The organism is Desulfobacula sp., assembly GCF_030145145.1.
In the GTDB taxonomy this organism is placed as follows: Bacteria; Desulfobacterota; Desulfobacteria; order Desulfobacterales; family Desulfobacteraceae; genus Desulfobacula.
This window is the reverse complement of record NZ_JAQYWD010000001.1, coordinates 24,638-51,418: the sequence shown is the minus strand read 5'-3', so window position 1 is coordinate 51,418 and position 26,781 is coordinate 24,638. Positions and strand designations below refer to the sequence as shown.

22 protein-coding genes are annotated in these 26,781 nt (G+C 41.6%); 13 read left to right on the top strand and 9 right to left on the bottom strand.

The window, feature by feature from the left end; all coding sequences use genetic code 11:
* Nucleotides 1-23: 23 nt before the first annotated feature.
* The 6 genes from Q1Q15_RS00220 to nifJ form a co-directional block, all read right to left on the bottom strand.
* Nucleotides 24-1,049, bottom strand: coding sequence for a GGDEF domain-containing protein (locus Q1Q15_RS00220; protein ID WP_300454961.1), 1,026 nt, complete (start codon nt 1,047-1,049; stop codon nt 24-26).
* Between the two features lie 118 nt (nt 1,050-1,167).
* The gene (locus Q1Q15_RS00215; protein ID WP_300454959.1) at nt 1,168-1,764 is read right to left on the bottom strand and encodes a cupin domain-containing protein; all 597 of its coding nucleotides are present in this window, start codon (nt 1,762-1,764) and stop codon (nt 1,168-1,170) included.
* Between the two features lie 186 nt (nt 1,765-1,950).
* Nucleotides 1,951-2,475 (bottom strand): MaoC/PaaZ C-terminal domain-containing protein, encoded by a 525-nt coding sequence (locus Q1Q15_RS00210; RefSeq protein ID WP_300454957.1) that lies wholly within the window; start codon nt 2,473-2,475, stop codon nt 1,951-1,953.
* A 16-nt stretch (nt 2,476-2,491) separates the two neighbouring features.
* The gene (locus Q1Q15_RS00205) at nt 2,492-4,018 is read right to left on the bottom strand and encodes an AMP-binding protein (protein WP_300454954.1); all 1,527 of its coding nucleotides are present in this window, start codon (nt 4,016-4,018) and stop codon (nt 2,492-2,494) included.
* 135 nt (nt 4,019-4,153) lie between these two features.
* Nucleotides 4,154-5,383: a peptidoglycan DD-metalloendopeptidase family protein gene (locus Q1Q15_RS00200; RefSeq protein WP_300454952.1), complete on the bottom strand. Its 1,230-nt coding sequence runs from the start codon at nt 5,381-5,383 to the stop codon at nt 4,154-4,156.
* Nucleotides 5,384-5,563: 180 nt separating this feature from the next.
* Entirely contained in the window at nt 5,564-9,082 is a 3,519-nt protein-coding gene (gene nifJ, locus Q1Q15_RS00195) for a pyruvate:ferredoxin (flavodoxin) oxidoreductase (protein WP_300454949.1), read from the bottom strand.
* Nucleotides 9,083-9,355: 273 nt separating this feature from the next.
* Here nifJ and rdgC point away from each other — a divergent pair, with 273 nt between their 5' ends.
* The 5 genes from rdgC to Q1Q15_RS00170 all read left to right on the top strand — a co-directional run bounded on the left by rdgC (nt 9,356) and on the right by Q1Q15_RS00170 (nt 15,114).
* Nucleotides 9,356-9,970 (top strand): recombination-associated protein RdgC, encoded by a 615-nt coding sequence (gene rdgC, locus Q1Q15_RS00190; RefSeq protein WP_300454946.1) that lies wholly within the window; start codon nt 9,356-9,358, stop codon nt 9,968-9,970.
* Nucleotides 9,971-9,975: 5 nt separating this feature from the next.
* Nucleotides 9,976-10,509, top strand: coding sequence for a hypothetical protein (locus Q1Q15_RS00185; protein WP_300454944.1), 534 nt, complete (start codon nt 9,976-9,978; stop codon nt 10,507-10,509).
* Nucleotides 10,510-10,819: 310 nt separating this feature from the next.
* A complete protein-coding gene (dnaN, locus tag Q1Q15_RS00180; protein ID WP_300454941.1) occupies nt 10,820-11,941 on the top strand; it encodes a DNA polymerase III subunit beta in 1,122 nt (373 codons plus the stop codon).
* Entirely contained in the window at nt 11,938-14,361 is a 2,424-nt protein-coding gene (gene gyrB / locus Q1Q15_RS00175) for a DNA topoisomerase (ATP-hydrolyzing) subunit B (RefSeq protein WP_300454938.1), read from the top strand. The genes dnaN and gyrB overlap by 4 nt, the downstream gene beginning before the upstream one ends.
* A 93-nt stretch (nt 14,362-14,454) precedes the next feature.
* Complete coding sequence (locus tag Q1Q15_RS00170) at nt 14,455-15,114, top strand: cytidylate kinase-like family protein (RefSeq protein ID WP_300454935.1); 660 nt, start codon at nt 14,455-14,457, stop codon at nt 15,112-15,114.
* A gap of 150 nt (nt 15,115-15,264) precedes the next feature.
* On the opposite strand, the gene Q1Q15_RS00165 is transcribed toward Q1Q15_RS00170, so the two are convergent.
* Nucleotides 15,265-16,464: an aminotransferase class I/II-fold pyridoxal phosphate-dependent enzyme gene (locus Q1Q15_RS00165; RefSeq protein ID WP_300454932.1), complete on the bottom strand. Its 1,200-nt coding sequence runs from the start codon at nt 16,462-16,464 to the stop codon at nt 15,265-15,267.
* A 210-nt stretch (nt 16,465-16,674) separates the two neighbouring features.
* On the opposite strand from Q1Q15_RS00165, the gene Q1Q15_RS00160 reads away from it, so the two are divergent.
* From Q1Q15_RS00160 to Q1Q15_RS00150, 3 genes are all read left to right on the top strand, one after another.
* On the top strand, nt 16,675-17,736 hold the full coding sequence (locus Q1Q15_RS00160; RefSeq protein WP_300454929.1) for a GGDEF domain-containing protein: 1,062 nt from the start codon (nt 16,675-16,677) through the stop codon (nt 17,734-17,736).
* 3 nt (nt 17,737-17,739) lie between these two features.
* Nucleotides 17,740-18,219 (top strand): tRNA (N6-threonylcarbamoyladenosine(37)-N6)-methyltransferase TrmO, encoded by a 480-nt coding sequence (gene tsaA / locus Q1Q15_RS00155; RefSeq protein WP_300454927.1) that lies wholly within the window; start codon nt 17,740-17,742, stop codon nt 18,217-18,219.
* 104 nt (nt 18,220-18,323) lie between these two features.
* Nucleotides 18,324-19,175: a uridine kinase gene (locus Q1Q15_RS00150; RefSeq protein ID WP_300454924.1), complete on the top strand. Its 852-nt coding sequence runs from the start codon at nt 18,324-18,326 to the stop codon at nt 19,173-19,175.
* A 56-nt stretch (nt 19,176-19,231) separates the two neighbouring features.
* Here the strand turns inward: Q1Q15_RS00150 and Q1Q15_RS00145 are convergent, their stop codons facing one another.
* Complete coding sequence (locus tag Q1Q15_RS00145) at nt 19,232-19,444, bottom strand: hypothetical protein (protein ID WP_300454921.1); 213 nt, start codon at nt 19,442-19,444, stop codon at nt 19,232-19,234.
* 102 nt (nt 19,445-19,546) lie between these two features.
* Here Q1Q15_RS00145 and Q1Q15_RS00140 point away from each other — a divergent pair, with 102 nt between their 5' ends.
* From Q1Q15_RS00140 to Q1Q15_RS00130, 3 genes are all read left to right on the top strand, one after another.
* Nucleotides 19,547-19,912: a helix-turn-helix transcriptional regulator gene (locus Q1Q15_RS00140; protein ID WP_300454918.1), complete on the top strand. Its 366-nt coding sequence runs from the start codon at nt 19,547-19,549 to the stop codon at nt 19,910-19,912.
* A gap of 66 nt (nt 19,913-19,978) precedes the next feature.
* Entirely contained in the window at nt 19,979-21,469 is a 1,491-nt protein-coding gene (locus Q1Q15_RS00135; protein WP_300454915.1) for a methylenetetrahydrofolate reductase C-terminal domain-containing protein, read from the top strand.
* Between the two features lie 35 nt (nt 21,470-21,504).
* The gene (locus Q1Q15_RS00130) at nt 21,505-22,407 is read left to right on the top strand and encodes a DMT family transporter (RefSeq protein WP_300454913.1); all 903 of its coding nucleotides are present in this window, start codon (nt 21,505-21,507) and stop codon (nt 22,405-22,407) included.
* Here Q1Q15_RS00130 and Q1Q15_RS00125 read toward each other — a convergent pair.
* Nucleotides 22,396-23,055: a hypothetical protein gene (locus Q1Q15_RS00125; protein WP_300454910.1), complete on the bottom strand. Its 660-nt coding sequence runs from the start codon at nt 23,053-23,055 to the stop codon at nt 22,396-22,398. The genes Q1Q15_RS00130 and Q1Q15_RS00125 overlap by 12 nt on opposite strands.
* A 351-nt stretch (nt 23,056-23,406) precedes the next feature.
* Here Q1Q15_RS00125 and Q1Q15_RS00120 point away from each other — a divergent pair, with 351 nt between their 5' ends.
* Together Q1Q15_RS00120 and Q1Q15_RS00115 are read left to right on the top strand one after the other, a co-directional pair.
* On the top strand, nt 23,407-25,359 hold the full coding sequence (locus tag Q1Q15_RS00120; protein WP_300454907.1) for a sigma 54-interacting transcriptional regulator: 1,953 nt from the start codon (nt 23,407-23,409) through the stop codon (nt 25,357-25,359).
* 220 nt (nt 25,360-25,579) lie between these two features.
* On the top strand, nt 25,580-26,722 hold the full coding sequence (locus Q1Q15_RS00115; RefSeq protein WP_300454904.1) for an alcohol dehydrogenase catalytic domain-containing protein: 1,143 nt from the start codon (nt 25,580-25,582) through the stop codon (nt 26,720-26,722).
* Nucleotides 26,723-26,781: the final 59 nt, after the last annotated feature.

Genomic DNA, 26,781 nt, shown 5'->3' with positions numbered 1-26,781 from the left:
TTGAAAAAATATTGCTGCGGCCATTAACAGACCGCTTTATTTCTTCCCATACTTTTAGCCGCGTACATATGGGTGTCCGCCTGTTTTACAAGTTCATGAATTTCATCCTCAACGATTCCGGCAATTTTTGCAGTCGCGCACCCAATGCTGACAGTGACAGGGACACTGTGTCGCATTCCTTCTTGAATGGACAGCCTTATTTTTTCGGCAAGCGGGTGGATACTCTCTTGTTCAACTTGAGGAAAGAAAATTAAAAACTCCTCGCCTCCAAACCGGCCAAAAATATCACTGGTCCGGATATTTGTTCGTATAATATCAGCAACCTGTTTTAACACGATATCTCCTTTTTGATGACCAAAGGTATCATTAACCTGTTTAAAATGATCGATATCGATCATTAAAACCGCTGAATTAAATGTATTCCTTTTTGCCAGATACGCTGATGATGTCATGGTATCAAAAAGTCCCCGCCGGTTTAAAATTCCCGTCAGCTCATCGATATTTGTTTGTTGCGCCATGCTTTTCGTATACACCCACATTCGTTCAACCGTTTCCCCCAGTGCTTCTAATTCAATTGACGCCTTACCGAATTTACGCATCGCACCAATAAATCCTTGTAAATGATGCCCATACGCTTGACCGGGAGTATACGCGTCTTTTCGAATAATGCCATAATAATGCCAAAGTTGTTCAAGGGCAGGATGAAGCATATAAAATTCCAGGCGAAATGCTAAAACAAAACTTTCTGATATCCCTGTGGATGCTGAGCTTTTTTTTGAAAGGGCCAGTATTTTATTAAAATTTTCTTTTAACTCTTTTAATGTTATGTCCGGGTGGTGAAAAATTTGGGGGATCCCATTATCCTTTACCAATTTTAACAGGTCTTTCCAGAAAACCACATGTCGTGATTCTTCCTGCATCATTTGTTCCCAGAATTTTTTTAACTCCCTGTTGTCTGAAGAAAGTGAAAAATTTTGATAAATATCGATGGCATATTGGTCCATTCTCAAAAACAAAGTGACAATTTCCTTTAGAAAATTGTGGGTCATATTTTTCTCCATTGATGAAACGATTGGCCTTACAGTTCACCTGCCGCTAGGTATGACAAGGGATACTATATCTTTTATGTTCTTTGAAAAAATGGGATATCTCATGGTAGACCCTTTTCTATTTGGATGCATAGATAATAATCAATGCTTTTGCCATACCATTAATCCCCCGCAGGGCATGGGGAATACTCGAGTCAAAATAAATGCTGTCCCCTTTTTCGAGCACGTGGGCCTGTTCTGCACTTCGGAACTCAAGCGTACCCTCCAATACAAAATGAAACTCTTCTCCCTTGTGGTCATTATACAGCAGTGCCTCTTTTTTTCTGGGCTCTATTTCCACAATAAACGGCTCCATCTGTTTTCCGACCATGGGATAGGCTAAAGACTCCCAACGATATCCAACCGTGGATTCATTTTTATGATGAAATAATTTTTTTACACTATACCGCTCCTGTTTTTTTACCACCACAATCCGGTCTCCCATTTCATGATCCCGAAAAAAATGGTTTATTTTAACCCCCAGCGCTGTGGAAATCTTAATCAATGTAGCAATGGGGGGGGCTGCAATGTTGTTTTCAATCTGGGAGAGCAAGGGTTTGGAAAGCCCGGTCAGATTTGAAACTTCCTGAAGGGTTAATGCTCTTAGTTTACGAAGATTTCTGATTTTATTGCCCAGGTTGAGAGCAGCCACTTCTTCTTTTACTTTATTATCCATTTTCGGCAACATCTGTTGGGCCATTTCCGCTTTAACGATCAGCAGTTCCTTTTTTTAAAAAAATTAAAAAAAGTTTAGCACGATGAAACTATGAGATCAAGGCTATAAAATGATCTTGAACACGACTGCTTATCCGGATATTTCTATAATTAAATTTTCCCCTTATGTTGGAAAAAAAAGGACACGTTAAGAAATACCAGGTTCAAAAGAAGGTCCCATTAACGGATATTGTTTGTCAGCCAATGCATTGGTCGGATCACCCTCCTCTATCATGGCTTTAAGAATTTCTTTTGCTTTTTTCATGGGCAGGCGACCTGTCATATGGGCATCACAGACCTTTTTTTTGTCCTGATTCGTAAAGACCGCTGTTGCTTCTGCCCGGCCGGTTTCTTCAATTTGGGTAATGGTTACAACACACTGGATCGTATCTCCAAAATAGACAGGACGGATGAATTTAAACCCCATGCCAGTGGCCAACCATCCCACCTGGCCCCCAAATTCACAGATCATTGAGCCGACCAGAAGTCCATGACAGATCAACCCGTTAAACCCTTTTTCGTCTGTCCAGCGCTGGTCATAATGAACCGGGTTGTAATCCCTTGTCATATCGCCGAATATCACAGTTTCTGCTTTTGTGAATGTTTTTTGATACACAAATGTATCTCCGGGTTTAAGCCCCTTGACTGCCGTTAATCGGATCGGATTTGCCATGCCCTTTTTTCCTTTTTTATTGAAAATACTGTTTCACCTGTTTCTTTAACACCTTACCCATTGTATTTTTAGGAATATGGTCTGTAAACAGAATTTCTTTTGGACATTTTAAGTCGTGCAATTGTTGTTTGCACACACATTTAATTGTAGACGCGCTCAAGTCAGATCCGGTTTTTTTTTCGATCAGGGCCACCACGCGTTCCCCCCAGGTTTCATCCGGTATCCCCACCACAGATGCTTCCTTCACGCCTTCCACAGAAAGGATAACGGTTTCCACTTCTTTGGCGGAAACATTCTCCCCCCCCGTGATAATCAAGTGTTTTATCCGATCTGTCAGATAATAATACCCGTCTGTATCTTTTCTTCCCAGATCACCGGTCTTAAACCAACCATCTGTAAAGGCTGCCTTTGTTTCAGCCGGCTTTTGCCAATATTCTCTGGTAATAGAAGAACTTTTCAGCCGGATTTCACCCGTCTCCCCGGATTTAACACCCCTGCCGGTTTCAGGAGACACGATTTTTACGGACACCCCTGGCAGGGGAAGCCCGATACTTCCCGGTTTTTTTTCACCATTTAACGGATTTGAAAAATTCATGCCGGTTTCTGACATGCCTTCTCTTTCCACTGGATTTTTACCAAATTTTCGTGTGATCCGGTCAAATTCTTTTTCCAGAAGAGGCGCTGAACCAGAGGCCCATAACCGTATATGAGACACATCAATGGTTTGATCCCCTAAAAAATCCAATAGTTTTGAATACATGGCAGGAACAGCCATAAAAATGCTGCAGGTGGTGGCAGGATTTTTTGACGATAGTCTTTCCAGGACGGTCCTGGGCGTAAAACGGTCCAGCATCAGCACGTGGGAACCGCTCAGCAAAGCTGTATTCAATGCAAAGCAAAGCCCATGTACATGAAACAGGGGCAGGGCATGACAAAGGACGTCTGTTGGGGATATTTTCCAGATTGAAATAATATTTTCTGCATCACAAACCAGGTTGCCGTGGGTCAGGACAGCGCCTTTTGGATGACCGGTTGTGCCTGACGTATAAACAATCAACCCCGCATCGCTTTGTGATATGTCTGAATCCGGGGAAGAGGATCCATGAGATCTGAAAAAATTGATCGCTGCATAGGGACGATGGGTTGGTATTTCGACCAGGGTTATGTGAGGATCAATGGCGTTTATCCGTTCTGTTTTATCCGGGTCCACAAGGATCATTTTTGCCTGGGCATCCTTGAGCAGGTATTTCAGTTCATTTTTTTTAAACCCTGGATTCAGGGGAACACCCACAAGACCTGTTTTTAATAAAGCGAGATGAGCCACAACACTGATCACTGACTTTTCAAGCAGCAGGATAACCCGGTCTCCTTTTTCCAGACCCCTGGCCGAAAAAAAATTGGAAAACAGATTCATATCATGATGTAATTGATCATAGGTTAATTGTGTTTCAATGACCCCGTTCCGGAAAAACGTGAGGGCTATTTTACGGGCAAACAGTTTAAAAATATTCTCAAACCGCTCGCTGATGGATTCGTTAGACAATTAGAGGCCTCCATTTTCAATTAATGGATACTGGATCCTATTGTTTTCTTTATCACCGTAACACCCCAAACATCACGGCGGGATTTTTTTTCAATTTATGTGCGGATAGATGATGCAGCAATTCTTTTTTATTTTTTACGTGGGCGTTTTATCGGATGCTTCAGGCGTGTGAACGGCTAAAATTTTTGTGGACAATTTGTGTGTTATGGCCATAAACAGTCGCATTTCATCCGGTTTGACCGATTTTGCGCATACCGGTCTATGCTTGAGCGGATCAATTAATTTTCCATTTTTCTTCATCCTAAAATCCAGATGGGGGCCTGTGGCATAACCGGTCATGCCGACATATCCGATCACATCCCCCTGAAGCACGCTTTTCTTTTTTTTCATACCACTGGCAAACTTGCACATATGATTATATTGGGTAATATATCCATTGTAATGGCGGATATTAATATAATTTCCCATTCCCTTGTTATAGCCGATTTCCGTGATGATACCGTCTCCAACCGTTTTAATGGGGGTTCCTTTTGGTGCCGCATAATCTACGCCCGGATGAGAGCGATATTCTTTTAATATGGGATGCAGTCTTTTTTTGGTAAATCTGGATGAAATCCGTGAAAATTCAAGGGGGGCTTTTAAAAATGCTTTTTGAAGAGATACGCCATTCTCATCATAATATCCTGATACCCCATTTGAATCTTTGTATAAAAAGGCCTTAAAAAGCCTACCGTTATTTGTAAAAAACGCAGCCTGAATTTTGCCATACCCCACTAATTTTCCATCGCGATAGTGTTTTTCCACAAGAACCTTGAGTTGGTCTCCGGGCTGGATATCCCTTATAAAATCAACGTCCCAGGCAAAAATATCCGCCAGGTTCAATGCCAGTTTGATGTGCTCTCCTGATTTTTTAACAGCTTCAAACAAACTGGATGTGATGGTGGAAGATATTACTTCAAGATGCGCATTATATTCAATGGGCAATCGGTTTATGGAAAATATATCTTTTTTTCTTTGAATGACCAATCGGTTCTTTTTATCGATTTCATATTCAAATCCAATCAGATTGTTCTCCTGAAAAATAATTTTATACGGCTTTCCCTTCCTGATACGGGCCAGACTAAAAATATCTGAACTGCGCCGGCTGATCTCATATATGGTTTTTAACGGAAGGTATTTATTCAATAACGAAGATACGGTATCGCCCTGTTTTATGATGCCTTTTACAATTTGAATGTCCGGCAGGGTAATGGAAGAAGGGGTATGAGAATGATGAACCAGGGTTGAAGCCCATCCACGGTTACTGTAAAGGGTAAAAAAAATGCCGATAAATAACAGCACACAAACACCCTTTTTTCTAACCATAATTTTCTTTCCATTCATCATGTGTTAAAGCTAAATTTCCGATACCATATACAACCCCGTATCTTTAGTAAAGAAAATTTTCACCTGATTCAAGATGGGACTGGGACTGTTTTAGATTTAAAACGGGCCGGAAATCTGTATTCCGGCCCGTTTTAAGATATGAAGGATTTGACGAAAGCGCTATTTTTCTTCTTGACCGGCGTCTGCCATCATTTTAAACATGGTATATTTATCGGCCACTTCTTCTTCAATTTTTGCTCTCAACCGCTTGGATTCTTCAGGAAAACTCTTTTCAAGGGCTGCAAATCGGGTTTCACCACCAAGAAATTCCTGCAAGGTACCATCCGGCGTTTTAGAATCATAAATAAAGGGATTTTTCCCTTCTTTGATCAATTCGGGATTATACCGGTAAAGTGGCCAGTAACCCGAATCCACCGCCAGTTTACCTTCCAGCTGGGATTTTCCCATACCTTTTCTGATCCCCTGGTTGATACAGGGGGCATAACAGATAATCAAAGAGGGTCCTGGGTATTTTTCCGCTTCAAGGATGGCTTTCAAGGTCTGGTTTTTGTTCGCGCCCATGGAAATGGATGCCACATAAACATACCCGTAACTCATGATCATACGGCCCAGATCTTTTTTACCGATTTTTTTACCGGAAGCGGCATATTTTGCAATGGCGCCGGTGGGAGTAGCCTTTGAAGACTGACCACCGGTATTGGAATACACTTCCGTATCCATTACCAGAATATTGATATCTTCTCCCGATGCCAGAACATGATCCAGACCACCGAATCCAATATCGTATGCCCAGCCGTCACCACCAAAGATCCAATGAGATTTTTTTACAAACATATCTTGTTCATCATAGATCTCTGCCAGGAGACCTTCGGTCTCGCCTTTTAACAGGGTTTTTAATTCAAGTGCATATCTTTTAGAGGCTTCGGCATCGTCTTTTCCAGCAAGCCAACCGCTTAATGCATCCTTTAATTCTGGCGATATATCGGTTTCAAGCGCTTGTGTGACTTTTGCCGCCAGGGTTTTTCGCCGGGTAGTCGTGGCCAGCATCATGCCATAGCCGAATTCAGCCGCGTCTTCAAACAGGGAACTGGCATATGCCGGGCCTTCCCCATCTGCGTTGGTGCAATATGGCGTTGACGGTGCTGACCCGCCCCAGATGGATGAACATCCAGTGGCATTGGCAATGGTCATTCTTTCGCCAAACAACTGGGTTAACAGTTTCGCATAAGGGGTTTCTCCACAGCCGGCACATGCGCCGGAGAACTCAAGCAGGGGCTGAAACAACTGACTGCCCTTAACGGTTTCTCTTTTAAGAAGATCTGTTTTAAACGGAATGGTCTTGGAAAATTTATGATTCTCCACCTGGCCTTCAATCTGACTGGCCACAGATTTCATTTCAAGGGCAACGGTTTTGGCAGGACAGATATCTGCACAGTTTCCACATCCCTGGCAATCCAGGGGGTTCACCTGAATTCTAAATTTATACGCTTCCATGCCCTTGCCTTTCGCATCAACCGTAACAAACGTTCCAGGCGCTTGGGTAAGCTCTTCTTCTTTCACGACAATCGGAATAATCGCTGCATGGGGACACACAAAGGCGCACTGGTTGCACTGAATACAATTTTCAGGAATCCATTCCGGTACGCTGATGGCCACCCCTCTTTTTTCATATTGGGCGGTTCCCTGTTCAAAAACACCATCCGGTGTAAACACACTAACCGGAAGATCATCTCCGCCCTGGGCATTAATTTTTCGCATGACCTCATCCACAAATGGCGTGGCCTTTTCAATTGTTTTTTCTGTGCGACCCCCCTCTTTCCAGGATTCCGGAACTGTGATTTCAATCAGGTGATCCAGGGTTTTATCCACGGCTTCCATATTCATGGAAACAATTTTTTCACCTTTTTTACCGAATTTTGCTTTTATATCTTCCTTGAGAAGACGGATGGCGGTTTCAACGGGAAGAACATTGGCCAGCTTAAAAAAGCAGGTCTGCATAATCATGTTGATCCGGCCACCCAAACCAACTTTTCCGGCAATTTTGACGGCATCTATATTAAAAAATTTAAGATTTTTATCATAAATGGTCTTTCTGACATCGCCGGGAATATATTTTTCCATGTCTTCAACAGACCAGGGTGAGTTCAGAAGAAAAGTCCCCCCCTCTTTTATGCCCTTGAGAACATCATAAATTTCCACATAATTGGATTTATGACAGGCAACAAAATCAGAATTATCAATCTGGTAGGTTGACTGGATGGGCACATCCCCGAACCTTAAATGGGATACGGTCAGGCCGCCTGATTTTTTTGAATCATAGGCAAAATACCCCTGGGCATATTTATCCGTGTTATCACCGATAATGGCGATGGCGCTCTGGTTTGCACCAACGGTTCCGTCAGCCCCCAGCCCCCAGAATTTTGCGGCAATGGTTCCTTTAGGCGCCGGGTTAAAACCGGTTTTTACATCAAGGGAGGTGTGGGTAACATCGTCAATAATCCCCACCGTAAAATGATTTTTCGGCTGAACAGATTTCATATTGTCATACACAGCCTTGATCATATTTGGATTAAATTCCTTGGAAGACAAACCATATCTGCCGCCAACGATTTTCGGACTTTCGCCGTATTCCATGAAGGCCGTGCACACATCCATGTAAAGCGGATCCCCGATGGCACCGGATTCTTTGGTCCTGTCAAGTACCGTAAGGGTCTCAACGGATGACGGAAGTGCCTGCAAAAAGCTTTGAACATCAAAGGGTCTGTAAAGCCGTGCTTTTATGAGTCCCAGTCTCTCCCCCTGGGCATTGAGCTGATTAATGGATTCTTCAATGGCTTCACAACCGGACCCCATGGCCACAACCACTCTGTCAGCTTCCGGATCCCCCACATAATCAAATAAATTATATTCCCGTCCGGTCAGATCACTGACCTTTTTCATACACGCTTTCACAATGGCGGGAATTTTCAGATAATAGGCGTTTGCAGCTTCTCTGCCCTGGAAATAAATATCCGGGTTCTGGGCCGTTCCCCTGGTATCGGGATGTTCCGGATTTATGGCACGGCTTTTAAATGCTTTATATGCATCATAATTAAACAGTGCTGCCATATCTTTATAATCAATCATTTCTATCTTCTGGATTTCATGGGATGTTCTGAATCCATCGTAAAAATGCAAGAAGGGAACCCGCCCTTCAACCGTTGCCAAATGGGCAACCAATGCCATATCCTGGGCTTCCTGGACTGAATTTGATGCCAGCATGGCAAAACCGGTCTGACGGACGGCCATGACATCCTGATGATCACCAAAAATAGAAAGGGCATGGCCGGAAATAGAACGGGCCGTTACATGAAAAACACAGGGAAGCAGTTCTCCGGCGATTTTATACATATTGGGTATTTTAAGCAAAAGTCCCTGGGATGCCGTAAAGGTCGATGTAAGTGCGCCTGCCGCAAGGGACCCGTGAACCGCTCCTGCTGCACCAGCTTCAGATTGCATCTGTTTAATATTCAACACCTGGCCGAATATATTTTTTCTGCCTTTTGACGCCCATGTATCAGCGACTTCACCCAGCGGGCTTGACGGTGTAATCGGATATATGGCAGCCACCTCACTCATGGCATAGGCCACATGGGTTGCTGCAGTATTTCCATCAATCGTCTGCATTGTTTTTTTCATATTATCCCCTCTTTTATTTAATGAAATAATTTTAATGACTAATTTAAACCTTAGAATATACAATAAAATGCTGAATAAGTAAACAGTTAAAAAAAGTCAATGCTTAACTATCTGGTAAAAAACATATTAAACCAAATACCGGATGCCCTTGGGGGATACCAGAAGAGTTCTGTTTATTTTGATTAAACTATGATAAAAAGACCCGGTACACGAAGAACATTATTTATGTATAAAAATAATTATTTATAACCAAATATTAACTAAGGATACAGTATGGGATTAATCTCTTCAACACACTCTGTCAGTCGGTATCATATTGATGGACAATTTGAGGGTTCAATAACAGAAGAAGTGCGAAACGGTTTAATCAAACATTCCATCCCAAAAACAGAGAATGAATATGATGAAATATCTGCCGGGTGGACCCCGGTTGAAAGTCCGTATAATCCGGATTTTGAAAAATTTTCGTTTCAATTTGCAACCTATTTTCTTTTTTCACTGAGAATTGATAAACGGTCCATTCCAGCTAAAGTCATTCAAAAACACATGGCCATTGAAATTGAAAAAAAGAAGGAGAAATCAGGCAGAGATTTTGTCTCTAAAAATGAAAAATCAGAAATAAAAGAAATGGTCATTGATATTTTAATGCATAAAATACCTTCTATCCCCAGTATATATGATGTGCTCTGGAATTATGAAGAAAGCAATCTCTATTTGTATACCACACAGAAAGCAGCCAATGAGTTTTTTGAAACCCTGTTTTTGAAATCCTTTAATTTAAAGCCCATCAGACTGTTTCCTTATACCATTGTTGAAACCAAATCAAATTTTTTAAATCCGCAGAAAGACAAAGTGCTCTCCCTTGTCCCTGTAAAATATTCGAGGTAATCTTTATGCTTGATATTGCAACCGCGTATAATAAATACCAATTTCTTGGCAATGAGTTTTTAACCTGGATCTGGTTTTTAATTGAAAACGACCATTCTGTTTCCGCCCTTTTAAATTCAAAAGATGCTGTAACACTTGAAGTGGGTAATTCAATTGTTCTTGAAAATAACCTGGGGGATAAATCAAAGGAAAAAATTTCCATCAAAGGCGACCAGGCCGGTCTTGAAGAAGGCACCACCGCTTTAAAGAAAGGGGCCTTTGTTACCCAGATTAACCTGATCTGTAAAATAAATGAAGATGAATATAAATTTACCATTAAAGGCGACAGTTTTAATATCACCGGTCTTAAAACCCCAAAAACAGATCTGTCTCATAACGAGGATGAACTTGAGGGCCTGGTGGTGGAAAAATCATTTTTTTGTTTTAAAATTTTTTCAATTATTGACACCCTGTTTTTAAACTATATTGAACAAAGAGCATCAGATGAGTGGAATCATAAAGGATTACAGGATATTAAGAACTGGATTGGATCATTTTAATAAAATGTTCAAAACCTGGCAGTTTTGAACACCTGAAAATAAAACGATAAAACAAACCGGTTTTATTTAAAAATTACACCAGTATTCAACACCAAAAGTTAAAGCTAAGACGAATAAATTAAGAAAGTTATAAACTTTTAAACATTTAAACATCCTTTATTATTAAGATTAATCTTTTATAAAATAATTTAACAAACAAACCTTGGTCGCCCATGAACTGTGAGTTGGAAATTTCAAATTTATCAATTGATAATTCAATGGATTTGATATAAATATTGATGGATGTATAATTTTAAGAAAAGGGCCTTACATGAAATTCTCGTTTGACAAAAAAGAAATTGTGGACGTTCTTTCAAAAATTCAAGGATTGACTGGAAGGAAAACAAATCTGACGATTACATCGGATATTCTTATCAAGGCAATGGGATCCAATATTACGATTACAGCCAATGATCTGGAAACTGTTTTTTTTGGAACCTATATGGCAGAGGTGGAAAAAGAGGGTGTTCTATCCATTAATTCAAAAAAATTTTTTGAAATTATCAAAGAATACCCGGAAAATAAAATCATTGTTAATGAAGTGGAAAACAGGTGGGTTGAAATTGGAGAGGGAGACAGTGTGTATCACATTGTTTCTTCAGATTATGCAAATTTTCCAGAGACACCGGTCATAGAAAATATAGAATTTATTGAAATCAGTTCCAGAGACTTGAAAAAGATGGTGGATGTGTCCGCCATTGTGGGTTACTCGGGTGAGGAAAAACGAATTTATGTTTTAGGATCCCTCATTGAAAAGATATCCAATGATACAGGTGAAAAAATACGAATCGTATCCACGGATTCAAGACGGCTTAATTGCTGTGATGCACCGTTTAAAGGTCACTTTCAAATGCCGGATGAAAGTGTTATTATTCCCAAAAAAGGATTGTCTGAACTGAGCAAATTCATCGACAGTGGCGTAGATGATATACGGGTGGGGATTAAAGACAATTATTTTATTTTTCAAAATCAAAATGAATCCATTATGATCAAACTCCTTGAAGGAGACTATCCCAAATATCAGCCGGTATTAAATTATGAGGGCATGATTCCCGTTGAAATGGATCGAAATATGTTTTCAACCCTTATGAAGCGGGTCTCTATTTTAACCTCTGATGATTATAAAAGCGTGATATTGAACTTCAAGAACTCGGAGCTGGTAGTGACCATTACCAATCCTGAAATAGGCGAATCAAAAGAACGGATGATGATTTCATATTTTGATGAAGAAATTAAAAGCGCCTTTAATCCTAAATATTTTATCGATGCCCTATCCCTTTTTAAAGACAGTATTGTTGTTATCAATATTAAGGACAATAAAAGTCCCTGCATCATCAGAAGTATGGATGATGATAACCTTGTTTGTGTAATAATGGCGATGCATATATCATGAATGAAAATAAAGTAACCAAAGACTATAATTCTTCTAGTATTAAAGTATTGGAAGGCCTTGAAGCCGTCCGGAAAAGACCCTCCATGTATATCGGAAATGTTGACATTGAAGGTCTTCATCACCTGGTGTATGAAGTGGTGGACAATAGTATTGATGAAGCCATGGCAGGTCACTGCGATACCATCCTTGTGACCCTTCATCCGGATAACCGGGTGAGCGTGATGGATAACGGCCGGGGAATTCCTGTTGAAATGCATGAAACAGAACATATTCCTGCCTGCGAAGTGGTCATGACCAAGCTCCATGCCGGGGGTAAGTTTGATAAAGATTCCTATAAAGTCTCAGGTGGGCTGCATGGGGTGGGGATTTCCGTTGTAAATGCCCTTTCCCAGAATCTTGACATGGAAGTGTATAAAAATGGAAAAATTTATCACCAGTCCTATTCCAAAGGACATGTGACAACCAAACTGACCATTAAAGGGGATACGGTCCGGCGGGGAACAAAAATTACCTTTATTCCTGATTTTGAAATCATGAACGAGAACGAATTTATTTATGAAACGCTTTCCCGGCGAATGAGAGAGCTGGCTTTTCTGAATAAGGGTCTGAGAATCATTATTGAAGATGAACGGTCTGCTGAAAAAGAAGAATTTTATTATGAAGGTGGCATTGTTTCTTTTGTCGAGTATTTGAACCGATCCTGCACCCCGCTGCATGATCCCATTCACATTGAAGGGGATAAAAAGGATGTACAGATTGAGGTGTCCATTCAATATAATGACACGTTTAAGGAAAAACTCTATTCTTATGCCAATAATATCCGGACCATTGAAGGTGGCGCCCATGTATCCGGCTTTAAAGCGGCGTTGACCCGTACCGTAAATGCTTATATTACGTCGGGATCAAACAATCTGCCCAAAAACATGCAGAATATAAAAATTAGCGGCGATGACATGAGAGAGGGGCTTGCGGTTATTATTTCTGTAAAATTAATGGAACCCCAGTTTGAGGGTCAGACCAAAACAAAGCTTGGGAACAATGAAATTAAAGGGATTGTTGAATCCCTTTTGAATGAAAAACTGGGTCATTATCTTGAAGAAAATCCAGGCACTGCAAAAAAAATAATTGCCAAGGCCGTTGATGCGGCAAGGGCAAGGGATGCCGCTAAAAGAGCACGGGAGCTTGCAAGAAAAAAAGGAACCCTGCTGGATTCTTCTCTGCCGGGTAAACTGGCTGAATGCCAGTATGCTGATCCTGCTGAAAGGGAATTGTTTTTGGTGGAGGGCGATTCTGCAGGGGGCAGTGCCAAACAGGGTAGAGACAGACGTTTCCAGGCGATTCTTCCCCTTAAAGGAAAAATTTTAAATGTTGAAAAGGCCAGATTTGACAAATTGCTGCGAAGTGATGAAATCAAGAATATTATAACAGTCCTGGGTACCGGTGTCGGCCGGGAAGAGTATGATATTGATAAAATCAGGTATCATAAAATCGTGATCATGACGGATGCGGATGTTGATGGATCGCACATCAGAACCTTGTTGTTAACCTTTTTTTATCGACAGATGCCGGAGCTGGTGTCAAAAGGATATCTGTATATTGCCCAGCCGCCTCTTTTCAGGGTAGGGTCAAGAAAAAGCGGTGTATACCTGAAAAATGAAGAAGAGTATTCTAATTATCTGGTGAAACGAATTGCCGGGCAAAAAAATATTTTTTTAAACGGAAACAAAGACCCGCTTTCCGAGGACGATTTTTATTCTTTTCTGATAAATTTATCAGACTATTATCATGCGGTAACGATTTTAAAACGAAGAGATATGGATACGAATCTATTGCTTACCCTGATTAAAAATGGTGTAAAAGATAAATTTTTCCTTGAGGAAAAACAAAATTTTATTTCTCTTTCAGAAGATCTTAACAAGCACGATTATATTGCTGGTGAAATAGAATATGATCCTGAAAGAAATATCTTTGAAATGGATATATCAGAGAAAGAAGGAAACCACTTTCTTTTAAGGGTTGGCAGAGAAATTCTAGCCACCAGTGATTATAAACGAATGTTAAAAGGATATGAAAAAATCAAGCACTTTGATACCCCCCCTTTTTCCATATCTGCCAAGCAATCCGGTGCTGAAATAAAAAAAGAGTATGTATTTAATGATACCAGCACCCTGTTTGAATTTATCTTATCAGAAGCAAAAAAAGGGATTACGATTCAGCGCTATAAAGGTCTGGGTGAAATGAATGCCGATGAACTCTGGGAAACTACGATGAATCCGGAAAAAAGAATAATGCTTCAGGTAGATATTGAAGATACAGAGAAAGCAGATGAAATTTTCACCCTTCTCATGGGTGAGGAAGTTGAACCCAGAAGAAATTTTATCCAAAAACATGCCCTTGAGGTCTCTTCCCTGGATTATTGATCCTCATTGACAGGATTATGAAATTAATTTATTCTGTTAATACACTTCAATAATAAATTCTTTTTCGCGTATTTATTAAAAAAGGAGGGTATCATGGGCAAATCTATTCAAAAAATAATTGAGGAGCAGATCAGAAGATGGCAAATGGGGAAAATAGAAGATACACCTGTTCAGGAAGCCATCAATGTTATTACCATCTCCAGAGAATCCGGCAGCCTGGGACATGAGGTTGCAGAAAAACTTTGCCAGGAGACAGGGTTTGATCTTTTTCATAACGAAATTATCGAGGCCATGATAGAAACCTCAAAGAACAGCCGGGCCCTTTTAGAAACCCTGGATGAGCGGGCAATGAACATCGTGGATGATATTGTATCCAATTTTGTGAACGATCACCATTTATGGGCGGATGAATATTCAAAACTGCTGTTCAAGATATTGACCACCATTGCCAGACATGGAAATGCGGTGATTCTCGGAAGAGGTGCCAATAGTGTTTTAAACAAACAAAAGGCCCTCAGGGTAAGGATGATCGCGCCTGTTTTGATCCGGCGTGACCGGATTCAAAAACGCCTTGGTTTAACTAAAGAAGATGCCCACAAACATATCGTCAGCACTGATGCCAATAGAATTGCTTTTGTAAAAAGATATATGAATTGTGATGCAAACGATGCGTCAAATTATGACCTGCTCTTAAATACCGGGACCTTTTCCGTTGAAAAAGCAGTGCAAATCATCAAGTGTGCCATTGCTTAACCTCTCAACTTTCGGTGTTGGCAGTTTACATGGGGTCAGGCTTTTTTTATGGCACTTTTTGTTTGTCTGATCATGAAATAATGATAAAAGGTGCCATAAAAAAAGCCTGTCCCCATCCATTAAAGCGGATGTCCGAAAGTTGAGTGAACATTAAACAGATATACTTTCCATGGCTTTTTTCATTTGACGTACCGCCTGTTTTAACCGCTCCTCATTTTCCACCAGTGCCAGCCGCAGATATCCTTCCCCTTCTTCACTGAATCCTGTTCCGGGTGCAACGGCGACATTGGCCCTGTTCATCATTTCAATGGCAAACTGAAAGGCACCCATTTTATTGTAGGGCTCCGGTATTTTTGCCCATACAAACATGCCGGCTTTTGGTTTCTGAATATTCCATCCGATTTTTTCAAGACCATTGCACAGGACATCTCTTCTGTGTTCATAGATTTTTGACAATTCAGGTATGGTGTCATCACAATCCCGTAAAGCAATAATACCGGCGACTTGGATGGCCGAAAAAATACCATAATCAAAATAGCCTTTTATTTTTCCAAGGGCCTGAACAATTTCAGCGTTACCGACACAATATCCAATTCTCCATCCGGCCATGTTATAGGATTTTGAAAAGGATCCGAATTCAACCCCGACATCCTTTGCGCCCTCAACTTCAAGAAAACTGGGTGCCACATACCCATCAAAGGTTATTTTTGAATAGGCAAAGTCATTTATGACCATGAATTTAAACCGTTTGGCAAGCTTGACCACTTCCTTGAAAAAATTTTTATCTGTGACAACCCCTGTTGGATTATGGGGGTAATTGAGCATGAGAACCTTGGGTTTCGGATAACAGGACTCACAAATATTGATGATGCGGTCAAGGAAACTTTTTTTGGGTTCAATGGGTATTTTCATAACAGTGGCCCCGGCAATAACGGCGGCATAGATATGCACCGGAAATGCAGGGGCCGGCACCAGAACCAAATCTCCCGGACCCATTATGGCCAGGCACAGATGGGATATTCCCTCTTTGGAACCAATGGTGAAGTAAGTTTCTGTTTCAGAATCTAGATCAATATTGTAATGCCGTTTGTAATATTTTGAGATTTCAATTTTCAAGTGGGGCATTCCTGAACTTTCCGGATACCGGTGTGCTTTGGGGTCTTGGGCCACTTCAACCAGTTTTTCAATAACCGCATTGGGGGTGGGGTCCATGGGATTTCCCATACCCAGATCAATAACATCATCCCCGTTTCGTCTTTTTTCCATTTTCATCTTATTGATCATTCCGAACAAATAAGGGGGAAGTTGATCCATACGGCTTGCAAAACGAATTATACCATTATCTTCCAAAGCAGCACTCCTTTGTTAATGTTAATTTGTTATTTTAAATCGGGTATTATATCAGATTTTTAACGGTTAATAAAAGAAAAAAAAGGTCTTACCAATGGGGTTGACCGAATTTGAAAGCAGTTGCAAATAATAAGAAAAAAATGGTATTTAATCACAGCTAAAATAAAAAGTAAATAACCTTTAACACAAGGTCAATTATAATGAAACCACATGAAAAAGCATAAATCAGACGCAAAAACGATTTTGACACGCCTGGGCGGCTTGTCCGATTATTTAACGGGCCTGAATGCCAATGGCGGCAAAACCGGTTGTTTTGACCTGCCCATGGAAATTCTCCAGAAAAACATGCTGTTTGATGTCAGCGTGCTGTATAAAATTTCCAACGTCATTGGGAACCGGTTGATTTTGGAAATTGTAAAAATTTTGGACCCTGACGGTCTGCGACCGGATTTAAAAGAGGGCAGGAAACTGAGACTTTTTCTGGATAAGCCGGATAAAACCCATGTCAATGAGGTCATGGCATTTTTAAATAAAAGAATTTCGCACATCAATGTACCGGGCGAGGGATGCGATATTATCGGATATGTTTATTTGCCGGAAAGCTTTGGGGGGGACTATCTTTTTGGTGGTGATTTCTGTGGACACGAGTCTTCCATCAAAGATTATGAAGTGGCCAGTGTTGAAATTATGTGTAATTTTTTAAGTGCTATTTTGTTGAAAACCCAGTTTAAGCAACAGGCAGAATATGATGATCTCACCGGGCTTTTCAATAGCGGCAAGATCAAACAAAAAGTTGAAACCCTGTTAAAGCGGTTTGAAAGAAAACCCGTTTCAACTGCCTGTATCGCCATGGGAGACATTGATTTTTTTAAGCGAATCAATGATACCTATGGCCATATTCAGGGGGATCTGGTTTTAAAAAAGGTGGGGGATCTTTTGTCCAATTCCCTGCGGGGGGTCTTTGATGTAGCCGGAAGATATGGGGGGGAAGAATTTTTACTTATTTTTGATGAAACCGATGAAATCCAGGCTTTTCACATTATTGAAAGGCTTCGAAAAACCATTGAACAAACACCGTTTGAACAGGCGGATAGAACAGGAAAGCCCCTGGATCATCAATATTTAAATATTACCATGTCTTTCGGGATAGCCGGATTATATCGAGACCCAGGTATACAGACAGCCACGGACTGGATCCGCCAGGCAGATAAGGCCCTGTATGAATCCAAGCAAAATGGAAGAAATAGAACCACTCTGTTTAAAGGAGAATAATATATGGCGTTCACAATAAGGCCAATTGGTATCATTGAAACCCCTTTTGATAAATTGGAAGGCATGCCCATTCAACCTTCGGGTGCCGTCAATGTAATAGGTACCATTGTTATTGACAAGGAATATGAACAGGGGTTAAACGATCTGGAAGGATTTTCCCATATCATTCTTCTGTACCATTTTCATCAGTCAAACGGGTATGATTTGATGGTGAAACCGTTTATGGACGATCATGAAAGAGGTCTTTTTTCCACCCGGGCACCCCGACGGCCCAATCCTGTGGGATTATCCATTGTCCAGCTGATCAAACGTGAAACAAACCGATTGACCATCAAAGGTATTGATGTGGTGAACAAAACCCCGCTGATTGATATCAAACCCTATGTTCCCGGATTTGATGCAAAGGAGGTGACTGCCACCGGATGGCTTGAAAAAAATTATAAAAAGGCAATGTCTTTAAAGTCGGATGACCGATTTGTTTAACACTGGACCGGGCTTCCGGAATACCAGGGTTTATGCTTGGGATGGGCCCATCTGGTGAATGGTTTGAGCGCTGAAACGACGATAATAAATAATCGGAGGGAATCATGGGAAAATTAATCAAAGAAAATGATGATAAGGGCAGATTGCATATTGATACACCGCTTATGGGTGAATCGCTTGTGAGCAAAGAGTTTTTAAAAACAACCGAATCCAAGGAATATTTCAGGATGCATCCGGATATCAATATCCTGAAAATCGGCGGTCAAAGTATCATGGACCGGGGACGAAAAGCCATTTTTCCCATTGTTGATGAACTGGTAAAACTGAAAGATGAATACAAATTACTATTAATGACCGGCGGGGGGACCCGGGCAAGGCATGTGTACAATATCGGTGTGGACTTGGGCATGCCCACGGGTGTGTTATCAAAACTGGGGGATAAGGTTTCCTGGCAGAATGCAGAAATTCTGTCTGTCCTTCTGGCAAAGCATGGCGGCGTAAAAATTGGCCACGGGGATCACCTGGAACAATTGACCATGTTCTGCAAGGAAGGGTATCTTCCCATCACCACGGGTATCCCGCCCTATGGATTTTTTGAACAACCGGCCGAATTCGGTTCCATCCCCCCCCATCGAACCGACTGCGGTGCATTTCTGCTGGCAGAAAACATTGGCGCCCGGTCTCTTATTTACCTGAAAGATGAAACCGGCCTTTTTGAAAATGATCCGAAAAAAGCCGGAAAAAATGCCAAAGATTTAAAATTTTATGGTAAAATTTCTGTGGATGAATTAATAGAACTGGATCTGGATGACCTGATCATTGAACGTCCTATTTTACAGATGCTGAAATTTTCAAAATGCCTGAAAGAACTACAGATCATTGATGCCCTGAACCATCCGGAGTTTATTCGGGACGCGCTGGAAGGAAAACAAGTCGGTACGATTATTTACAAATAACCCAGTCCTGTCCGGCACGATGTCACAGCCGGTTTGTAAATCGTGCCGGACATTGATTATTTACTTGAACCATCCTTATTGCCGGTGCCATGGACCGGCAGATAAACGATTTGTGCGCCGGTTTCATTGGCAATGGCTTCAAGTTCGACTTTCCGGATATGCTTTGAATAGAGTTTAATGTCATTCCCATTGACACCGACAATCCTTAACCGGGGTTTTTTTTCTCCTTTTTCGATTTTTCGTCTTTCCCTGACAAATATTTTGCTCATGATCCCCTCCTATTGTTGAATGAATAAATATGATATGATACGGGTCAATATCATTACAGGTAGAATATATCCTTGAAGGATATATGTCAAGGAATAATATATATGCGAGAAGAAAAAAATATCAAACCCGGTTCCGGCCGGCAGGAACGATATATCCAGGCATCAATCTTGTTGGGTTTAAGTTTGAGGCCCTCCTATGGGTATGAATTGATCAGCACCATTCAGTCGTATGGGTTTGTGGAAGGAGAAGCCCCTCCAGGAATGGTTTACAGGCATTTGCGTCAGATGGAGGATGACAATTTAGTGCAGTCGGAGTGGGAAACCAAACAAGCCGGTGCGGCAAAAAGAATTTATACCATTACGGATGAAGGCAAAGAAGTGCTGTCTTATTGGATAAAATTTATGGCAAACAAAGCCCGACAACTGAATAATTTTGTCCAAATGTATCATGATGCAGGAAAGGACTAAACCATCCATTGATAAGCCGGTCCAAAAAATAACACGTCCCATCCGACCATCAGGAGGTGAAAAGCGATGCTGCGCATTTTCAATGATGAGATATTAAACCCCAAAAATTTTGTGGTCACCCTTGAACTGGTTCCGGGACGGGAATCCTTCGGCAGGACAACGGATACACTCATCGGGATTGCAAAGGATGCCTTTGCTGACGGCCGGGTCTCAGCCGTTTCCATTACAGATAATCCCGGGGGTAATCCGTCTTTGAGTCCGGATGTATTGGGATATGAAATTTTTAAGCATGGACTGGATGTCATTGTTCATTTTACCTGCAGGGACATGAACCGGGTGGGAATGGAAAGCCGGGCCCTTCAGCTGGCCCGCATGGGAATGAAAAATATACTGGCATTGACCGGCGATTATTCCGGCAGCGGGTTTGGTGGCAGGGGAGCACCCGTGTTTGATCTGGATTCTGTTCTGTTAAATGCCATGTTTAAAACCCTCAGTCAAAAACTTCTGGCCTGGGGTGACCCGGAAGAATTTTTAACAGGGTGTGCGGTATCCCCGTTTAAAACCACTGAAGCAGAATGCCATGCCCAGTACAAAAAAATGGACAAGAAGATTGAAGCCGGCGCTTCTTTTGTTGTGACACAATTGGGGTATAATGTAAAAAAATTTCATGAACTCATACGCCATCACACGGCCAATAACCCAAAGATTCCGGTGATGGCTTCGGTTTTCCTGTTGAGCCCCCGATCTGCCAGGGCCATGAATCGAGGAAGGGTTCCGGGAGCCCATGTGTCCGATGATCTTTTTAACCGGGTTGTCCTGGAGTGGAAAAAGCCAAGACCAGGATTGAACGCTGCCATTGAACGGGCTGCAAAGCTGGGTGTCATCTTAAAGGGCCTGGGGTACCGGGGGATTCATATCGGTGGGATTCATAGAAGTTTTAAAACCGTGGGGGCGATCCTGGACCGGATGGAAGAAATAGAAGACCACTGGCAGGCATACCTGGATGAATTTGAAGGAACAACACCCAATACCGGCTATTATGTTGGTAAACAGGCGGCATTTGATGAGAAACGGCCTGTAGTGGAAAGGATGAAAGAAACAATGGCCGACCACATTCCCTATCGACTTTTGAAGGCTGCCCATGGAATTTTTTTTGATAAAGAGGCCATGTTTGCACCGGTTTATAAACACATCGCCCGGTTTCTGGAAACCCATAAAAAGGGCTGGATATTGAAACGCGGCCTTGAAGATCCAATAAAAATTATTTTTCTTTCCTGCCAGAGCTGTGGCGATTGCGGTATCGCCCATGCCGCCTTTCAATGCCCGGAATCGGGCTGCCCGAAACATACCCGGAACGGCCCGTGCGGCGGCAGCAGGAACGGATATTGCGAGGTATACCCGGAAAAGCGCTGCATCTGGGTCAGGGCATATGACCGCTTGAAACATGCCCATGAATCTGACACCTTTCTTAAAGCGTTTGTTCCCCCGAGAATGTGGGAACTGAACAAGACATCCGCATGGATTAATTATCATCTGGGAAAAGACCATCAAAAATAACACCCTGCAACAAGTTCAACCATCTGGAGTATCAATTGAAAAACAATGATTTGACGATCAGGGCATCAATCCTGACAATTTTTATCTGCATTCTTTTTGGTGGCAATCCCGTGGCCATTAAATTTTGTCTGACAGGGTTAGGGCCCTTTACAACAGTGGGAATACGGTTTGCCATTGCAGCGGTAGTCATTTTTATATGGGCAAGGGTTAAACACATCCCATTAAGACTCACTCAAAAAAAATTGGCTCAGATGCTCATACTCTCTGCCATTTTTGTTGCCCAGCTCTCCTGCTTTTATCAGGGTCTTGCCAGAACAACGGCCTCTCACGGGGCATTGATATCAAATCTTATGCCTTTTTTTATATTTATACTGGCCCATTTTTTTATTCCCGGCGAACGGATCTCCTTAAAAAAAGGGGTGGGCATCACACTTGGTTTTATCGGTGTTTTATTCCTGTTATTTGATGAACAGGACTTGACGGGGGATTTAAAGAAAGGCGATTTGATTGTACTACTGGCCGTTTACTTGTGGAGTTCAAATGCCGTTTTTGTCAAACGAATTATTTCCGAATATAATGCCGTTCAAATTACCATATATCCCATGATTTTCGGCACCCCTTTCTTTTTTATCGGCGGTTTTTTATGGGATGATCAAATGATACAAATGATCAATCCGGTGGTCATCACTTCCCTGCTGTATCAGTCTGTCGTTACCGCATCCTTTGGTTTTATTGTCTGGAACACCCTTTTACAGAAATTCGGGGCCACGTCTTTGCATTCCTTTATCTTTATCATGCCCTTGGCGGGTGTCCTGTTGGGTGTGGTGCTGCTGGGAGAAACCATTACCCCTCATTTGGCCACGGCAAGCGCTTTTATCGTGACCGGGGTGATCATTGTAAACTTAAAAACAGGGAAATGGCCGGCATCAGTGGGTTAAATAAATTTCTTTCGCTTCTTCTTTTGATTGATAGAGATAAAAACAAGGGTTTGGAAGATCAGGAAATACTGTTTTATTTGTGGCGAGTTCCTTTTTTCCAGAAGAGAAGATAAAAACAGAATCTGCAGAGTTAACCATGGATGCAAGCGGACGCGCCAATGGAATATCCGGGTCCGGATGAATCATGACACAGCAGGAGTCCTTCATTTCCTGGAAAAGAAACAGACCGTCAAAAATATTTTGGATAACGGCAATTCTTTGTTTTTTTCCCCCTAACACCATGGTTGGATGCCAACTTCCGGGCACGAGGGTTGTGCTGCTTTTTTTGTTTTCATCATAGGGGTGGATAAAAATGGATTGTAATTTTTTTTCTACAATAAACGGAATCACAATGCCCGGTGGAAGAAATAATTTTTGTGTTTCACGTGAATCAGTTTTATTTCCCCAGTTTTGAAGGGGGCGCTCCTGGCCAAATTTGTTCCAGCCGAAGAGGTGCGTTTTTGCAAATTGATGGCTAAAACCCCGGGTAAACAAAAAAGCCTGGGGGTCTTCATTGTTTTTTCCCCAAAGATGCCGGTGAGACCGGGTCACAAAGGCCATGGCTTTTTTTGTCCATACGGTCCTGTCAAAACGGAGATGATCTATCATTTTAATTTTAAGTCCTCTTTAAGTGTTACAAATCCAGCATACCAGAAAATTTGAGGAACCAGAAGTACCGTTATAATTTTTCATATCCTTGACATTTTGAACAAAATTCAATAGTTATTTAAGGTAACGGTTCGAAATCAAAAGCGTTTTTAAAAATTTGTTAGACCAGGCCGCCTGTAGTGAAAGGGTCAGCTATCGGGGGGGGAACCGGAACAAGGAGATGGGGGGAGTCGCTTGACCTAAAAAAAATCCATTAAAAAATTATTTTTCCGTTTAGGGGGGGATGGCTTTTTTGTCATCATCATATCTCTGAAATGAATACTTTTTCTGTTTTTCTAAGGAAACCGTTTTATGTCTCAGTCAGTAACTCAAAAAACCGAATTTTATGGCGCGTGGGAAAATTTTTTAAAAGATGGAACAACCACTGGTGTAAGGGACACCATCGGACAATCCTGGAAAAGATGCCGGGAATATGGTGTTGACCCTTTAAATGATATCTCTCCGACAACAGTGGGCCAGGAGATGGTCACAAAACGAATTGAAGAAAAAGTTGACCTGCATCAACTGATTCAATATCATTGTCAAAATATCACGAATGAAACCGATTTATCTCTCTTCAATATTTTATTCTCAGATGCCGAAGGCTATGTTCTGTCCATTGAAGGGCATGACAAAATTCTACAAATATCAGAACATTCAACGATCAAGGTCGGTTCCAACCTGAGTGAAAGCTCTGTGGGAACGACGGCACCGGGTATCAGCCTTCATAATCAAAGACCGATTATTATCAGCGGTGAAGAACACTACTCTAAAATGTTTCACTGGGCCAGTTGTTTTGCAGTGCCTGTTTTCTGTCATCAAAATAAAATATTAGGATGTTTAAACATTTCCACCCCGATTGAAAATCGGCATAAACTCGAACAGTTGACGCTACTTTTCTGCAGTATAGCCAGTTCTTTTCAATTCGAGTTTTTTATGAAAAAAAAATTTCAAGAGCTTAAACTCTATAGTTCCTATTTTGACTCTACGTTTAAATATGCGGATAAAAATTTAATCCTCATCAATAAACGAGGGAATATTATTAATTTAAACGCAAAGGCAAAGAAATTTTTTGGGATCAATCCATACGAAATTCACAATAGAAATATTTTAGGTGTATTGAATATGGATTCAATACTGTTTCGTTCACTTTTAAAATCGTCAAACGTCCAAGTCTTTAATTTTAAGCTTGACGGTGATGTAAAAAGAGTGTCTGTGGAAGCCCTTCCAATCTTTGATCCGTCTGGAAATGAAATATCTTATTTGCTGCAATTTACCCAGGAAAACAAAGGCCTGTTAAAGACTGAAAGACCCGTTGGACAAGCGATATTCACCTTTGAAAATATTATTGGCAGGTCAAGCCGGCTTTTGAATATCGTCAATCGAGCAAAAAAAGCAGCAAAAACATCTTCGAATATTCTGATTGAAGGAGAAACCGGTACCGGCAAGGAATTGTTTGCCCATTCGATTCATAATGCCAGTCAATTCAGCAAGGGTCCGTTTGTTGCCATTAATTGCAGTGCCATCCCCAATGAACTCATTGAAAGTGAATTGTTTGGCTATGAAAAAGGGGCTTATACGGGTGCCCATAAAAGTGGCGGTGTTGGAAAATTTGAGATGGCAAATAGAGGGACGATTTTCCTGGATGAAATTCATACCATGAGTACACCTGCTCAAATGAAAATATTGAGAACCATAGAAGATCGAACGGTTATCAGGGTCGGGGGAAACACCCCGATCTCTTTGAGCCTAAGGTTTATTGTGGCCAGTTCTGAGAATTTAAGTGAACAAGTGGAAAAGGGCAATTTTCTCAGTGCCCTTTTTTTCAGGCTGAATGTCGTCAGATTATATATCCCCTGTTTGAAAGAGAGAAAGGATGATATTGCGTTGCTGGTTTCCTTTTTTATAAAACAGATGAATGAAAAATTCCATCGTTCCATACAGGGCATTGAACCGGATGCGTTGGAATTGATGTCGAACTATTCATGGCCGGGGAATATCAGAGAATTAAAGAACTGCATAGAAAGCGCTTTTAATTTTTGTGAAGGGGAAAAGATTGATCAGGAAAGCCTGAATTTACCCATTATAAACGCTGGCTTGTCAGAGGATAAATCAACAACCGTTCATACCATGGCAGCCGTAACCCGGCAAATGTTGTCAGAAAACCTCGACCGGTTTGGCAATGTAAAAGAAGCGGCCAATTATATTGGTATTCCGGTGAGCACCTTTTATCGGAAAATGAAAAAATTCGGTTTATCAAAATGAGAAAAACAATTTCAAATTGAAAAATTTATATTGCGCTGTTTGGTAAAATTTTATCTGTTGTATCCCTCCTAGAAAAAAATTTCTTTGAATATCATTGGGTTAAAAAGAAGAGCAAAGAGACGTAGAGAATGGCATATATATTGCATTTTACGTTGTCTGTTTTCACTATCAGACAAATAGGGGTGTGGTCATTATTATTTAATTTTAAAGGAGAGTTGTCATGAAAATCAAAGCAGCTGTTTTAAGGGAACCCAATAAGCCGTATACCATTGAGGAGCTGGAACTGGATCCGCCGCAGGAGAGAGAAGTTCTTGTCCGGTATAAACACACGGGCTACTGCCGTTCGGATTATCATCTTCTGAAAGGTGAAATTCCCATCATGATGCCTCTGGTAGCAGGTCATGAAGCAGCAGGCATTGTAGAAGCCATCGGTCCCGGCGTCACAAAGGTAAAACCGGGAGATCATGTCGGTGTAACCTGGATGATTCCGTGCGGAAAGTGTGAACAGTGCTACCGGGGAAAAGGGAATATCTGCAGTGGTAATTTCGGCAACTTTCTCCAAGGGATGCTTCTTGACGGCACGTCCCGGATGAAGGATGCAAATGGAGAAATGGTTAGGCACGGCAATTTTGTTTCTGGTTTTTCCACGGCGAATGTTATACCAGAAGATGGCGTTATTCCCATGCCTAAGGACTTTCCTCTTGACCAGGCAGCTCTCATGGGGTGTTGCGTCCCTACAGGATGGGGGACGGTCTGTAATTCGGCCAAAATTCAGCCTGGCGATTCGGTAGCCATCTGGGGTATGGGTGGTGTTGGCCTCAATGTCCTGCGTGCAGCGGCGCTCCGTCATGCCAACCCGATATTTGCCATTGATCTTGAGAGCAGCAAACGAGACCTGGCTATGGAGTTCGGTGCCACACATTTTATCGATAACTCAAAAGAAGATCCGGTCAGGGTTATCCAATTGGCGACAGGCGGTGTGGAAATGGAAGACGGTACCATCATGGGTGGTGGCGTTGACTGCGCATTTGAAGCCATCGGAGACTCGGGAGCCCAGACCCAGGCGTACTGGTCCACCAATATCGGCGGAAAGCTTGCCTTGCCGGGTATCACTCCCCATGATGAGGCAACGTCTCTCAATTTGATGCTGTTTACCCTTCACCAGAAAAGCCTTCTGGGCAACCTTTACGGCTCTATTTCTACCCACATTGATATCCCGAGGATAACCCGTATGGCCCAAACCCATGATTTAAAACTTGATAAATTGATATCAGAGAGATTTAAACTGGAAGATATCAATGATGTGGCTGATGCCATGGGCAGAAGAGAGATCAAGGGCCGCTGGATGTGTGATTTTGATTAAAAGACATTCAACATCATTGGTATCAATAGATTTTTGAATCATCCAAAAAAAGGAACAAA